Raw genomic sequence first — 13494 nt, 5'->3', positions numbered from 1 at the left:
ACCTCAGAACTCAAGACTTTCCCAGTACCCAGTTCCCAGTCCCCAATCCCCAGTCCCCTACTCCCGACGCGGAACTTCATAAGCTAAGAAATCATAAGCCATTGTTGTATTAGGAAAAATGGCTTTTGCTTCCTGTAACAAATCATTTAATTGAATATCATTACCTGGGGCATAGCGGGGGCTAAAGTGAGTCATAATTAAATGTTTTGCGCCAGCTGTTAAAGCCACTTGTGCTGCCATTGTCGAAGTAGAATGTAATCTTTGAAAAGCTAATTCAGCATCTTGATGAGCAAAAGTAGCTTCATGAATTAACAAATCGGCATCTTGGGCTAATTCAACAGCGCCTTCACAAAAAACGGTATCTGTACAGTAAACAAATTTACGTCCTATTTGAGTAGGGCCGCATAAATCAGCGCCATTAATTACTTGTCCATCGGGTAAAGTAACTGTTTCGCCTCGTTTGAGTTTGCCATAAATTGGGCCGGAAGGAATGCCTAATTCTTGGGCTTTTTCCACATCAAAACGTCCGGCACGGTCTTTTTCTTCGACTCGATAACCAAAAGCAGTGACTCGATGTTTTAAAAGCCCACATTTAACAATATATTCGTCATCTTCATAAACTATTCCCGGTTGAACAGTATGGACTTTTAGGGGATAGGAAAAATGAGTAAATGAGTAACGTTGGCAAGCTTTAATGTAATCATTTAGACCGGGCGGCCCATAAACATCTATTCTAGTGGGATTGCCAGCCAAACCATAGGTTGCTAATAGACCCATCAAACCAAAAATATGGTCGCCGTGGGTATGGGTAATAAAAATGCGAGTGACTTGGCTAATTTTCAAATCACTATGTAACAGCTGATGTTGAGTACCTTCACCGCAGTCAAATAGCCAAACTTCTGCACGCTGAGGTAAGCGCAAAGCAACACTAGAAACATTGCGCGATCGCGTTGGGACACCGGAACTTGTGCCAAAAAAAGTAATCTGCACTTAAATTAAGCTAAACCTACTAAAATTTCAGGGATTATCCTATTGACATTTTAACCAGGAAAAAGTTTTTCTTTACCTATTGACCCGATTAAGGTATTCTAGAGGACTGTCTAGCGTAGCTAAACCAAAAGAAATTTTTTTGCCAAATTCAACCATAAAAACAGTTTGTAACCTCGATTCTCCGCCGTGTGAGGAGGTTTTGACCAAATGCTAGCCAAAAGTTTGATGTTCTCGTTTTTATCTGCAAAACAGAAACAGTTAATTCCGCAATCAGGAAAAAATTTTTGGTTGTCGCTGTTGTTCTGGATGCTTTTAGTTGCGCCTGCTCAAGCGGCGTTGGAATTGCGAGTGGCGATCGAAGAAAATGCTAACCAAGTCAAAATTGGTAGTTCGACGAAAGCGATCGTCCGTGATGCCACTGGCAAACCTGTAGGAGAGATTGCCCCACTCAACGCTTTTGTGGCTGAAACCGACAGCGGTAGAGTGAAAATGAATCGTTGGCAATCCAATGCTTTGTGGGTAGAACCGACCAACAAAGGATTTGTCTGGATTGGGGATAAGTGGTATCGAGGACGCACCCTAGTTGTACCGACAAACCGAGGTTTAACAGCAGTCAATTATGTAGACCTGGAAAGATACCTTTACAGCGTCCTGGGAGGCGAAGTTTATACAAATTGGCCCCAAGAAGCATTAAAAGCTCAAGCTGTAGCTGCCCGTACTTATGCCCTTTACCAACGGCAAACTAGAGGAAATCGGTTGTTTGATGTTGGAGATACGATCGCGTGGCAAGTTTATCGAGGTGTAGAAACTGAATCACCCAGCTTTTACACCGCCGTAGATGCTACCGCCGGACAAGTCCTCACCTACAGAGGCAGACTGATTTTAGCTGCTTATCACGCCTCCTCTGGAGGACATACGGAAAACGTGGAAAACGTTTGGGGTCCACAAGCCTTACCCTACCTACGTGCTGTCCGAGACTTCGATCAAGGAACTCCCGGTTATCAGTGGACAAAATCTTTTACTCCACAACAACTAAGTAGCCGGATTAGCGGTGTCGGACAAGTTCAATCTTTGACAGCGGAACGAGTTTCTCCCTTCGGGCGAGTTCTGACAATGAAAGTTGTTGGTGACAAAGGTTCGAGAACTATGAGTGGTGCAGAATTGCAGCGCCTCTTTGGTTTAAGAAGTACTTGGTTCAGCGTCACTCCAGAAGGTAATAATAAATCTCTACCATCCTCTTTCCGTTTTGATGGTCGAGGTTTTGGTCATGGTATCGGTTTGAGTCAGTGGGGTGCTTACGGAATGGCTCGCCAAGGCGCAAACTACCAACAAATCCTCCAGCATTATTACCGGGGAGCGAGTTTAGCCAGAATTAAGGTGAGATGAGATTTAGGGGGCAGGGGGGCAGGGGGGCAGGGGGGCAGGGGTGCAGGGGGGGAGGGGAGAAAATTCAAAATTCTGTAAGGGCGGGTTTTGTGGTGAACTGCTCTGCTGTGACTAGGGAATTTTCTGCTAAACCCGCCCCTACAACTCAAAACTTTCCCCAGTCCCCAGTCCCCAGTCCCCAGTCCCTAGTCCCCAGTCCCCAGTCCCCAGTCCCCAAAAATTCAGGAACCTGATTCTAATCTACGTTGCCATTCAGCGTCGATTTGATCTTTTCGTTCAATTTCTTGTTCGATTAAGTCGGTTTCTGTGGTGTAAGCTAAGTTTTCTTGGCTAATGATGTTTTGGGTGGCAAATTGCCGAGCATAGCTAATTTTTTTGTTTAATTCGGCAGTTGCTTGTTTTAAGAAATTGGTGCGTTGTTGGCGTTGTTGGTTGCGTTTAGCAATTTTAGTATTGCGCCATTGCAGCCAAAAATAACGGATTAAAGGTGTTGTTAGAAAAGCTACTCCGTAAATGAGTAGTAGCCAATAAATTGATTGAACGAAGGCAACTAACCCACCGATTTGAGCAGCGACAGTGCCAGCAGCGAGAAGATTTCCTAAGACTAATGCACCAACTAGATTAGCTGCGCCTAATCCACAAGCTAAGAGGATTTGTCCAGAACTAGCGGCACTAAATCGCCAAGAATGTTCTCGTAAATAGCTCGGTACTGATTGAGTTTCCTGTTGGGTTGCTGTTACTTGTAATTCGGGAAAATGATAAACTAATTGCCCGTCGGGACTAACTTCTGGACGACCATTATATTTCGTTAGTACTGGCAGCATATAATCTTCGTATTCCTGTGAGTAGCCTGAGCCTAATTCGTCTAAGTAGGGTGCTATTTGTTCGGCTACTACTGCGCCTTGGTGGTTACGAATTACTGTGGCTATTTCTTGCCAGCGTCGTTCTTCTAGGTTGGCGTTGGGGTTGCCGTCTCCAAATAAAAAGGAGAAGATTGCTTCTAAAAAGTTTAGTTCGGGTTTTTCCCGGCGACGATATTGGTATTGGGGACTATCGTAGTTGGGATAAAATACCCAAAACCACCAATCGCCAACCCAAAATGTGGGGGCGAAAATTGTACCGCCGCCAAAGTCGCCACCGAAGTCGCCGCCGCTGTCGTTGTCTCGGCTGGAGTTCAGGGCGATGAGAATTATGGCGATCGCAATAAATATTAAAGCTATGGAAGCTATTAAAATTAAGCCAAAACTAATCCGAATTAAATAAAACAGAGCTTGCCAAACTTTTTGCCACCATTCTTGGAGTCGCAACCGAAAAAATTTGTTGCGTAGCACTGCTTTAAAATTTCGCGGAAATTGATAGGCAATTTCTCCTGATTCCGCTACCTGTAAATGTCCACCTGCGTCAGAAGCTAAGACTAACAATGCTTGCTCGGCTTGGTTGATATTTAGTCCGGTTTGTGCTGCGATGTCGCCTACTGTGACTCGGTAGTTCAACTGTTCTACAGCTTGCATGATGGTGGGATTTGGAGCCATGCTCTTCCCTCAGATATTTGTCTTCCTATTTCCAGTATAGATTTCTCAAATCCAGGTTGCTTAGCTGAAAACCTTTTATTTAAGCTGATTTAGGGTTTTCTTCCCGGTGAAATTTTTCTGGCGATCGGGATTGCTGGAGAAATTGTAGTCCACTTCTCTTGCAATTACTGTCCTAAATGAGCGACTATAACTTACATTACTTACTAGTTAGCTAAGTATGCCACAGCCCGATTAAGTTTCTAGAGGACTGCTATGGTTTACACTGTCCAACTGACAGGCTTTTTTGTATATTGTGTAACCGATGAAACGGATGAACAGAACAAATGGGCAGATTTACTCAAAAGGCTCTGGTGTTTTAAGAAGATTTGGATACAATATAAATATAGGTAGTGAAAACCCTACCGAAAGCATACACCGATTTCAGGTGTATTTGTATGGCTTTTATTAAGCTATGGGCAATCACAAAGTTACGTGCAATGAAAAGGCTGGGCTGATGGGAATTAACCAAATTTAGGCATTGTGAGGAAAATGCGACTCAATAAAATTGCAAAATAGGTAACAAAACCTAAAAATGTTCCCATTAGACTTAAGCAAGAGTTTATAACCAACAATTATGTTATGAGCATAGGGATGGAAGCTGTGCCGATATTTCAGTCTGTCCACCTGAAAGCGAGGGGGTCTTCAGAGTGATTGCTATATCTAAGCGTCCAGTTGGGCGCAGCTGGGCTACGATTAGCTTTGCTTCGACTCTTTACCTTTGTCCGATTCTCGATTTGCTGGTGTCTGAGATTCCTGACTCTTGGCAAGCAGAATTGCGACTAGGTTTACAGGAGGCTTTGGTAAATGCGGCTAAACATGGTAACAATCTAGATCCTAGTAAAACAGTTGCCGTGAAATTTGCCGCGATCGCAGATCACTACTGGTGGGTGATCTCAGACCAAGGTACGGGGTATGAACCTTGTTGTTGTCGCCCTAGCGATCTCAATGAGTACCTGCCACCGGAAGAGTCGGAATGTGGCCGAGGTCTATTTATCCTATACAAAGTATTCGACGAAGTACATTGGAACCCGGAAGCCAGAGAGTTAAGCCTGTGTAAATATGTCAAGAGCCGCTATAAGTTGCCTTTAGTGCGCTAGCGAGACTAAACACTAGGTAATTTATTCTAGCTCACCAATTGTCAATTTTTGGTCAGCTAATAAATCTTAATGTTCCTGGTTATCAAGAGGTTTGGTGGCTGAACGAGCAGCCACTTGTCAGGGTTAGGGATTGGAAGATTAGTGAGAGCGATCGTGTCCGTGAGTGGGACAGGGTGGGGCACTGAGCGATCGATCTAACCAACCGGAAGCTTGGTTAAAGCGGGATAAGGCTTCTTCTGGCTGATTTTTGAGCAGAAACACTAGTGCGGCAGCGGCTTGTTCGCTGGCACGCGCCTGACGATTTGATTTGAGGCGATGCCAATCATTCGGTGTAATGGCAAGACGTTCCATTAAAGCTTGAGCTAGTTCTAAGGTGGTAAGTTGGTTCAAGCTGTCGGTTTTAAGTAGTTGGGTAGGTTCAGACATAATGAAATCAGATTAGTATTTGTCTTTATTATGAAGCCATCAGAAGAACCATCTGCATCTAGGGATACTCCGGGATCGGGAAATAGCGAGCAAGAGTTTGAGCAAGCTTTGGCGGAGGTAGAGCGATCGCTAACGGCGTTAAAGGAGCGTTTTGCACAGGTACAGCGCGATCGCCAGCGACAAGCAGAGTTAAAACACCACTATGAGGAAATCCGCCAAGACCGCAGAATGGCGCGATCCCAGGAAATGAAAGCCGAGTTAAAGCGAATTCAACAAGAGTTGGAAACTATGGAAATTAACTTGGAAAGTAGCTTGTTTTCTTGGAGTAGCTTGAAAGAACCTTTTTGGATGGCGGTAAGATTTGCGGGGATCGGGATCGTTATCGGTTGGTTGTTGAAGTCTTGTGCAAGTTAAAGACTTGTATTTTTACTATTGTGCATTGCTTTGGCGATCTGCTATACCCGAATCATTGCACAGAAGCTATGCGATCCCCAAACAGGATTGAGAAAATATAGGTTAAAGTGGGGATCGCTGATGAATAAATGATCCCAGACTCTGCAATTGCACAATGCAAGTTAAATTCTTTAAATTAATCTTCACTACCTTAGTATTCTCTTGTAACTTTGTTTTCCCGGTTCGCACTCAGGACTTACCTGCGCCAGAGTGGGATACGGGAAGGACGGAAAAGCAAGCTGTCCGCGCGAGAAGACAAATGGTAGTGACTGCTAACCAGCTAGCTTCTCAGGCGGGGATAGCTATTTTGCGGCGGGGGGGTAATGCGGTGGATGCGGCGATCGCAGTCCAAATGGTGTTAACTTTGGTGGAACCGCAGTCTTCGGGTATTGGCGGCGGGGGGTTTTTACTGTTGTATGATGGCGCAACGGGAAAATTACTGAGTTATGATGGTCGGGAAACCGCACCTGGGAAGGCGAGAGGCGATCGGTTTTTGAACTCGGAAGGTAAACCTTTAGATTTTTTTGCAGCGGTAGTTGGGGGTAAGTCTGTTGGTGTACCTGGGGTTGTCAGGATGCTGGAAATGGTACACCGGGAGGAGGGGAAACTTCCTTGGCGGGAGTTGTTTCAACCTGCGATCGAGTTGGCGGAAAATGGTTTTCCGATTTCTCCGAGACTGTATGAACTGCTGAGTAGGGAAAAGTATTTACAACGTTTTCCTAATAGTAGAAGTTATTTTTATTTGGCAAATGGTCAACCGAAACCTGTTGGTAGTAAGCTGGTAAATAAACCTTTGGCGGGGGTTTTAAAGGCGATCGCTAATCAAGGCGCAGATGCTTTTTATCGTGGGGAAATTGCTCAAGATATTGTTGAAACTGTGAATCGATCGCCTGTTAATCCGGGAGATTTAATACTCGCTGATTTAGCTAATTATCAGGCAAAAAAACGCGATCCGGTTTGTGGTTTATATCGAGTTTACCAAGTTTGTAGCATGGGTCCGCCGAGTTCTGGCGGAATTACTATTTTGCAGATTTTGGGAATTTTAGAGAGTTTCGATCTGGCTAGTTTGAAGTCTAAACCAATTGATTTGGTGCATTTATTTTCGGAGGCTGGGAGGTTGGCTTATGCCGATCGCAATCAATTTTTAGCTGATGCAGATTTTGTGAAGATTCCTACTCAAAGGTTACTCGATCCGCAGTATTTGCGGGTGCGTGGGAGTGCGATCGATCTTAATCGTTCAATGGGAAAAGCTGCACCGGGAAATATTTTGGCTTCTTTTGGGGAAAGGCGATCGACTAACTGGTTAGATTTACCAGCTACAACTCACTTTTCTATTGTAGATAAAGATGGTAATGCTGTTTCTATGACTAGTTCTATTGAAAGCGGTTTTGGTTCTCGGTTGATGGTAAGGGGGTTTTTATTAAATAATCAATTAACTGATTTCAACTTTGTTCCTGAAGAAAATGGTCAACCTGTTGTTAACCGTGTGGAAGCTTGGAAACGTCCCCGAAGTTCGATGTCTCCGACTATAGTTTTTAACGCTGAAAAAAAACCAATTTTAATTATTGGTTCTCCAGGTGGTAGCGGTATTATTAATTTTGTAGCTAAGGTTTTGGTGGGGGTTTTAGATTGGAATCTTGATGTTCAAGATGCTATTTCTTTACCTAATTTTGGTAGTCGCAATGGTCCGACGGAGTTGGAAGCTGATACTCATTATGCTAGTTTTAAGGCGGTTTTGGAAAGGCGAGGTCATCGGGTAATTGTGATTCCTTTAAATAGCGGTTCTCATGGGATTGAAATTAAAAATGGCGAACTTATCGGTGGTGCCGATCCGCGTCGGGAGGGGGTTGCTATTGGTGATTAGAAAGGGTAAGATTTTTGAACCACGTTCGCGTAGCGGTGCGTAGCACTTAGACACGAAGGACACGAAGGAAGAGGAAGAAAGAGGAGTAAGGGTTTGTTAACCGCAGATGAACAGGGATGATTTATTTCTGTGGTTTAATATAATGAAGTTCTAAGTGTCTTAGTTAAAATCAATTAATCATTATGACTCGACGTATTGCTGATATTCTGAAAAGTGGTCAACCTGATGAATCTGTTAAGGTGCAAGGTTGGGTTCGCACGAAAAGGGAGTTAAAGGAGTTTGCTTTTGTTGAGGTGAATGATGGTTCTTCAATGGCAAATTTACAGGTGGTTTTGAATCCTGATTTGGCGGATTATGGGACAATAATTAAACAATTAAATACTGGTGCTTCGGTGGAAGTTGAAGGTGTTTTGGTGGAGTCTCCGGCGAAGGGACAAAGAATTGAGTTGAAGGCTTCTAGTGCAAAAGTTTTTGGGGAAGCTGATCCAGAAACTTATCCGTTGCAGAAGAAACGCCATTCGTTTGAGTTTTTAAGGGATATTGGACATTTGCGATCGCGTACTAACACTTTCGGTGCAGTTTTTCGGGTAAGAAATGCTTGTGCAACTGCGATTCATAAGTTTTTCCAAGAACGCGATTTTTTATGGATTCATGCACCAATTATTACCGCTAGTGACTGCGAAGGTGCTGGGGAAATGTTCACAGTTACGGGTTTTAATTTAGATAAGGTTCCTCGCACTGAAAAGCAAGAAATTGATTACACTAAAGATTTTTTTGGTCGTCCGGCTTATCTAACTGTTAGCGGTCAGTTGGAAGCCGAAATTATGGCGATGGCTTTTTCTAATGTTTACACTTTTGGGCCGACTTTTCGCGCTGAAAATTCCAATACTTCTCGCCATTTAGCAGAGTTTTGGATGGTAGAACCAGAAATGGCTTTTTGCGATCTCCAAGGTGATATGGATTTGGCAGAAGAGTTTTTGAAATACATCTTTAATTATGTATTGGAAAACTGTCCTGAAGATATGGAGTTTTTCAACCAAAGGATTGATAAGTCGGTTTTGGAAACGGCAGATAATATCATTAATAATCAGTTTGAACGGTTAACTTATACTGATGCAATTAAGCTTTTGGAAAAGGCAGATAAGAAGTTTGAATTTCCCGTTAGTTGGGGTTTAGATTTACAGTCAGAACATGAAAGATATTTGGCAGAAGAGAAGTTTAAAAAGCCTGTGATTGTTACCGATTATCCGGCAAAAATTAAAGCTTTTTATATGCGGTTAAATGATGACGAACAAACTGTCCGCGCAATGGATATTTTAGCACCGAAAATTGGCGAAATTATTGGCGGTTCCCAAAGGGAAGAACGCTTAGATGTGCTAGAAAAGCGGATTGAAACATTAGGAATTGATGCCGAAACTATATGGTGGTATTTGGATTTACGCCGCTTTGGAACAGTTCCTCATGCAGGTTTTGGTTTAGGCTTTGAAAGATTGGTGCAATTTATGACCGGAATGGCTAATATTAGAGATGTAATTCCTTTCCCCCGTGCGCCATTAACTGTAGAATTTTAATGATAGTGGCTAAAACTATTTCTATTGGAGAAAACATCATTAGTCTGGAACAGGTAGAGGAAAAGGTTAATCTGTTCCAGGCAGGAAATGATGAGTTTTTTACTGATTAATTGCATAAATTTAAGGAATCGATCGCACTTTATACTATTAGCAAATTCAAATTAATATGAAAAAATGGTTTTGCTGGGGGGGATTGTTGGCGATCGTCACAACTACAACAATACTTTTCTCCGCATATAATAACAACTTTTTTGGGAATTGGTACTTCAACTTACTAACATCTAAATTAACAGTAAATAATACCGCAGAAGTAGTACAAAGGCAAATTTATGCTGCTGAAATTGAGCAACCTAAACAACTGAAAACCCCTCAGTTTATTACAGCACCAAATGTTAACAAACGCCGATTAATGTCACATATTAAAGCTTTAAATTTTGAACGTTATGAAGACATTAACCGCAGTCAAGCAAGAGATTATATTATCAATAACTTAAAAAAATCGGGATGGTTGCCAACTCTACAAACATTTGAGTTTGGTATTAACGTAGTAGCCGAAAAACCTGGAAATAACCCAGAAGCAGGAAGCATTTTATTAGCTGCACATTATGATACAGTTATTGGTTCTCCCGGTGCAGATGATAATGCAAGCGGTGTAGCAATAGTTTTAGAAGTGGCACGTTTATTGAGTAAATTACCAACAGCGAAAACCTTAAAAATCGCCTTTTTTGACTTAGAAGAAAAAGGACTATTAGGTAGTTTCGCTTTTGCCAATCAACCGGAAAATTTAGCTAATTTACGAGGTACAATAATTTTAGACATGGTTGGTTTTGCTTGTCATACTCCCGGTTGTCAGCAATATCCTCTCGGTTTACCAATTACCCCACCAAGCGATAAAGGAGACTTTTTAGCAGTAATAGGTGATGCCGAAAATCCCGAATTAATTGCAGCATTTAGTAACAAAAATTCTTCTGATTTACCACCAGTAATTACTTTGCCTGTTCCTTTAAAAGGTGTAGCTACCCCTGATTTATTACGTAGCGATCATACACCTTTTTGGCTGCGAGGAATTGGTGCAGTTTTAATCACCGATACCGGAAATTTTCGCTCTCCTCACTATCATAAACCAACAGACAAACCTGATACAATTGACCAAAATTTTTTCACTGGAGTAGCGCAAATTGTAGCTAATGGTACGGCTACATTGTTGCAAAATCAGTAACCTGATATTTTTTCTTCTTTCCTCTGCGTCCTCTATGTCTCCGCGGTTTAATAATCAAGCGCCAAATTTAGTATTAAAAGGGAATTTCATTAACATCATTTACCTCTATCTTTTGATTTTCTGAATCAGGTAATTCGATTACACCAGCGATTAATTTCCAACAAGGATCGCCACCTTCCCAATTTTCTGGTCGCCAAGGCATACTTAAACTAACTGTTACTAAACAATCATTTTTCGGACGATAGCCTAAGTCCAATTTCCGCACAAATACAGGATCGGTAATACTTGTGGTCAATCTTTGCTGATTTTCAGTGATAATTGTTCCTTCCCATTTTTGGCTTCCTTCGTATACTGCTTTCAAAGGTCTAACGTGAAACTCCACTACTTTTAATAATTGTAAAGTCCGTCGTTGAGGAAATGGTAATGATTGCAAAAATGGTACTTCGACATATCTCAAATCATTGTGCAAAATGTATTCTTCATTGCTACAATATTTCAGCAAATAAGTTGCGGAAAATTGTCCAACTCGCTGCCATTTTCCCGGTAAAATTGAAAGGTTTTCGCTTTCAAAACCGTAGTCTGGCCCTGTTTTCGCTAAAGGAATTTGTAAAATATCTAATAATGCTGGTTCTGTACCGCCAATTTGTCGAATTTCTTTGGTAACTTGACCAACAGGTAAATCGGAAACTGGACGAATCCATTGTCCTTTTATAGTAGTAATTCCGGCGATACACCTTTCGCCTCGCTTCCATGAATTAGCAAGGCAAATTATTCTAGTTAGAGATGGCATATTTTTACATTTCCCCACTTATCCTGTAAATATTCGGCAACTAAGCGGCGATGACAATGATGTGGTTTTGGTTCGCTACAAAGCAAACACCCACAGTCTAAAATTTCAGGAGTAACTGTCTTTTCGATCTGTCTTTGTTCGATTAAATTTAAGAATTGTTTTTCGTAAGTTTCCCAATCTCCGCCATTCTTTTTGTAAGCGTCTAATATGTCTTTGGTGGGTGCTAAGTCTAAAATGTGAACGTATTCGATGTTGCCAATTTTTTGCAGAAAATATTCTAGGTCTTTGCGCTTGGCAAAACCTGCTAGTTGGGAAACATTATTTAGGCGGGTGTCTATGATTTTTCGCACTCCAGATTTCAGCAAGGTTTCAAAAAATTGTTCGGCGCTTTTCTGGGTAAATCCAATTGTAAATAAGTCAATTTGTTTACTCATTTTCGTTACTGTTTGGTGAGGGGTTGATATAGGCAATTTCATTGCCTTGACGATTATAAGCTGCTTCGATGTCGATTTTTTCTGGTTTGGTGGGTTCTAATTCAAATAAGGTTAATTGAATTGGTTGATTTGGATCTTCTGTTTTGTTAAATTTGCCTAAAAGTCTGGTTTCTAGTTGCTGATGTGTTTCTAAATTGCCGTCTGATAAAATATGATTAATTTGTAAGTCAAACTTCCGTAGTTGGCGACAAACTAAAATGGTACGATGACAAGTAATTGGGTCTTTTTCGGCACACATTAAGGCAATTTTGTAAGTTTCTGCGCCTTTAAGTAAACGCTGAATTCCTGTGAAAAATAAATCAGTTGCGGCTATTCTTTCGTACAAAGCTTTTCCTGTAGCGTCGTAACAACTTAAATTTTCCGGTCTAGCGCCTAGTTCTCGACCTAGAAAAACATAGTTAATTCTGGCGTTTAGAAGTGATGCTTTTAAGGCGGGTTGACTGAAGTGGGGGAAACGGCGGCTATACGGGTGGGAACGGACATCGGCTACTGCGGTAATTCCGTGCTGTTGAAGTAGGGAAATAAAGGTTTCAATATTAAGATTTGAATGACCTATAGTAAATAGTTGATTCATTAGCATTTAGGATTTTTATACATTTTGGTAAATGTACGTTGATAATTATAATACTTTTTGGCAAAATACTCAAAATATTAGTTTGTCAGGTGCTTCTTGAGACTCTTAAGTTTACTTTCTATATCAATAAGTAAAATCTACCTTCGGTAAGGCGTTAGTTTATAGATGAGTGGAATTTATATCAAAAGGTTGAGGTATTTATTAATAAAAAGTTGAATACTAGGAAGGTAAATAGCTGTTTTGAGCAGAGAAAAGCAAAATAATGAATTCGGAAAAACCTGGAAGTGCTGATGTTCCGAGAAGGAAAACAACCGATCGCGGTTTAATCCAACCTGATGCAGGTCCAGCTTCTTTGGTGGACGAGCAAAATGATGCAGCAGGGATTGACCCTAGAAACGATCCTGAAGAGATGTTTAATCCTGATGAGGAAGCGAAATTAGGCGATCGGCAAATTATCATAGCTAATCGTTCAGCAGGTTGATAACAGGGTGAACAAAGTATCAATAACTATCTGGCGAAGTCATGTAAAACTGAGACTTTGCTCTTGTGAATTTGTAGTACCTTAAATAGGTGTCAAGGCTCAAAAGCACTGCACGGATTGAGCAAGCAGTGTCAATTTGAGCCAAAATTTTAGAGCGCCTAAAAAATTCATGGAAGCCAAAGTCAAAGGGCTTTAACCAAAAGAAACCTATGCAGCACTGCGAGTGAATAGGTTCCACAGAAAGATAGCAACAATTGCGCCTAAAATAGCGACAATAATGCCCACAATACTTAAATTTGCGGATGTGAAAGCTAAAGTCCCTGTCGTGAATAAGGTAGCTAAACTTCCACCAACAAAAGCGCCGATGATTCCTAGTAAAATTGTGCCGAGAATGCCACCGCCTTGGTGTCCGGGATAGATAGCTTTAGCGATCGCACCAGCAATCAATCCTAAAATAATCCAAGCCAGAATATTCATGGTAATCTTCTTTTAACCTCTTCTTTTGACAATTACAATTTATCAGTAATAATTTGTTCAACCCATCTGCCATCAGATATAAACTCATGTTTTCTATCGGA

Annotated in this window: 14 protein-coding genes; 7 read left to right on the top strand and 7 right to left on the bottom strand. The window is 41.5% G+C overall.

Features of this window, described 5'->3' with window-relative positions:
• Positions 1-57 precede the first annotated feature (57 nt).
• Positions 58-990, bottom strand: a complete 933-nt coding sequence (locus ACE1B6_RS26830; protein WP_413260349.1) for a ribonuclease Z — start codon at positions 988-990, stop codon at positions 58-60.
• A gap of 225 nt (positions 991-1215) precedes the next feature.
• Here ACE1B6_RS26830 and ACE1B6_RS26825 point away from each other — a divergent pair, with 225 nt between their 5' ends.
• A complete protein-coding gene (locus ACE1B6_RS26825) occupies positions 1216-2376 on the top strand; it encodes a SpoIID/LytB domain-containing protein (protein ID WP_413260387.1) in 1161 nt (386 codons plus the stop codon).
• 221 nt (positions 2377-2597) lie between these two features.
• Here the strand turns inward: ACE1B6_RS26825 and ACE1B6_RS26820 are convergent, their stop codons facing one another.
• Complete coding sequence (locus tag ACE1B6_RS26820; protein ID WP_413260348.1) at positions 2598-3908, bottom strand: ATP synthase subunit B family protein; 1311 nt, start codon at positions 3906-3908, stop codon at positions 2598-2600.
• A gap of 686 nt (positions 3909-4594) precedes the next feature.
• Between ACE1B6_RS26820 and ACE1B6_RS26815 the strand changes: the two genes are divergently transcribed.
• Positions 4595-5044: an ATP-binding protein gene (locus ACE1B6_RS26815; protein ID WP_413260347.1), complete on the top strand. Its 450-nt coding sequence runs from the start codon at positions 4595-4597 to the stop codon at positions 5042-5044.
• Positions 5045-5182: 138 nt separating this feature from the next.
• Here ACE1B6_RS26815 and ACE1B6_RS26810 read toward each other — a convergent pair whose 3' ends face one another.
• Positions 5183-5470, bottom strand: a complete 288-nt coding sequence (locus tag ACE1B6_RS26810) for a DUF6439 family protein (RefSeq protein ID WP_413260346.1) — start codon at positions 5468-5470, stop codon at positions 5183-5185.
• 30 nt (positions 5471-5500) lie between these two features.
• Here ACE1B6_RS26810 and ACE1B6_RS26805 point away from each other — a divergent pair, with 30 nt between their 5' ends.
• From ACE1B6_RS26805 to ACE1B6_RS26790, 4 genes are all read left to right on the top strand, one after another.
• A complete protein-coding gene (locus ACE1B6_RS26805) occupies positions 5501-5884 on the top strand; it encodes a sll0565 family protein (protein WP_413260345.1) in 384 nt (127 codons plus the stop codon).
• 154 nt (positions 5885-6038) lie between these two features.
• Complete coding sequence (gene ggt, locus ACE1B6_RS26800; RefSeq protein ID WP_413260344.1) at positions 6039-7787, top strand: gamma-glutamyltransferase; 1749 nt, start codon at positions 6039-6041, stop codon at positions 7785-7787.
• 179 nt (positions 7788-7966) lie between these two features.
• The gene (gene asnS, locus ACE1B6_RS26795) at positions 7967-9358 is read left to right on the top strand and encodes an asparagine--tRNA ligase (RefSeq protein ID WP_413260386.1); all 1392 of its coding nucleotides are present in this window, start codon (positions 7967-7969) and stop codon (positions 9356-9358) included.
• 166 nt (positions 9359-9524) lie between these two features.
• On the top strand, positions 9525-10577 hold the full coding sequence (locus ACE1B6_RS26790; protein ID WP_413260343.1) for a M28 family peptidase: 1053 nt from the start codon (positions 9525-9527) through the stop codon (positions 10575-10577).
• A 73-nt stretch (positions 10578-10650) separates the two neighbouring features.
• Here ACE1B6_RS26790 and ACE1B6_RS26785 read toward each other — a convergent pair whose 3' ends face one another.
• From ACE1B6_RS26785 to ACE1B6_RS26775, 3 genes are read right to left on the bottom strand one after another with little or no spacing between them, the layout of a single operon-like run.
• Positions 10651-11367 (bottom strand): dual OB domain-containing protein, encoded by a 717-nt coding sequence (locus ACE1B6_RS26785; protein ID WP_413260342.1) that lies wholly within the window; start codon positions 11365-11367, stop codon positions 10651-10653.
• Positions 11355-11801, bottom strand: coding sequence for a DUF488 domain-containing protein (locus tag ACE1B6_RS26780; protein WP_413260341.1), 447 nt, complete (start codon positions 11799-11801; stop codon positions 11355-11357). The genes ACE1B6_RS26785 and ACE1B6_RS26780 overlap by 13 nt, the downstream gene beginning before the upstream one ends.
• The gene (locus ACE1B6_RS26775) at positions 11794-12435 is read right to left on the bottom strand and encodes a DUF488 domain-containing protein (RefSeq protein WP_413260340.1); all 642 of its coding nucleotides are present in this window, start codon (positions 12433-12435) and stop codon (positions 11794-11796) included. The genes ACE1B6_RS26780 and ACE1B6_RS26775 overlap by 8 nt, the downstream gene beginning before the upstream one ends.
• Positions 12436-12697: 262 nt before the next feature.
• On the opposite strand from ACE1B6_RS26775, the gene ACE1B6_RS26770 reads away from it, so the two are divergent.
• Positions 12698-12916, top strand: a complete 219-nt coding sequence (locus ACE1B6_RS26770) for a hypothetical protein (RefSeq protein ID WP_413260339.1) — start codon at positions 12698-12700, stop codon at positions 12914-12916.
• A 207-nt stretch (positions 12917-13123) separates the two neighbouring features.
• On the opposite strand, the gene ACE1B6_RS26765 is transcribed toward ACE1B6_RS26770, so the two are convergent.
• On the bottom strand, positions 13124-13393 hold the full coding sequence (locus ACE1B6_RS26765) for a GlsB/YeaQ/YmgE family stress response membrane protein (protein WP_413260338.1): 270 nt from the start codon (positions 13391-13393) through the stop codon (positions 13124-13126).
• Positions 13394-13494 lie beyond the last annotated feature (101 nt).

Source organism: Floridaenema fluviatile BLCC-F154 (assembly GCF_041929135.1).
Lineage (GTDB): Bacteria > Cyanobacteriota > Cyanobacteriia > Cyanobacteriales > Aerosakkonemataceae > Floridanema > Floridanema fluviatile.
Note: the sequence above shows the minus strand (reverse complement) of the source record. Positions and strands in the feature narration are given on the sequence as shown.

Excerpts from the sequence above, each read along its gene's own strand:
- ACE1B6_RS26785 (WP_413260342.1), bottom strand. The coding sequence starts at position 11,367 with ATGCCATCTCTAACTAGAATAATTTGCCTTGCTAATTCATGGAAGCGA.
- ACE1B6_RS26770 (WP_413260339.1), top strand. The coding sequence starts at position 12,698 with ATGAATTCGGAAAAACCTGGAAGTGCTGATGTTCCGAGAAGGAAAACA.
- ACE1B6_RS26810 (WP_413260346.1), bottom strand. The coding sequence starts at position 5,470 with ATGTCTGAACCTACCCAACTACTTAAAACCGACAGCTTGAACCAACTT.
- ACE1B6_RS26825 (WP_413260387.1), top strand. The coding sequence starts at position 1,216 with ATGTTCTCGTTTTTATCTGCAAAACAGAAACAGTTAATTCCGCAATCA.
- ACE1B6_RS26790 (WP_413260343.1), top strand. The coding sequence starts at position 9,525 with ATGAAAAAATGGTTTTGCTGGGGGGGATTGTTGGCGATCGTCACAACT.
- ACE1B6_RS26820 (WP_413260348.1), bottom strand. The coding sequence starts at position 3,908 with ATGGCTCCAAATCCCACCATCATGCAAGCTGTAGAACAGTTGAACTAC.
- ACE1B6_RS26780 (WP_413260341.1), bottom strand. The coding sequence starts at position 11,801 with ATGAGTAAACAAATTGACTTATTTACAATTGGATTTACCCAGAAAAGC.
- ACE1B6_RS26765 (WP_413260338.1), bottom strand. The coding sequence starts at position 13,393 with ATGAATATTCTGGCTTGGATTATTTTAGGATTGATTGCTGGTGCGATC.
- ACE1B6_RS26805 (WP_413260345.1), top strand. The coding sequence starts at position 5,501 with ATGAAGCCATCAGAAGAACCATCTGCATCTAGGGATACTCCGGGATCG.
- ggt (WP_413260344.1), top strand. The coding sequence starts at position 6,039 with ATGCAAGTTAAATTCTTTAAATTAATCTTCACTACCTTAGTATTCTCT.
- ACE1B6_RS26775 (WP_413260340.1), bottom strand. The coding sequence starts at position 12,435 with ATGAATCAACTATTTACTATAGGTCATTCAAATCTTAATATTGAAACC.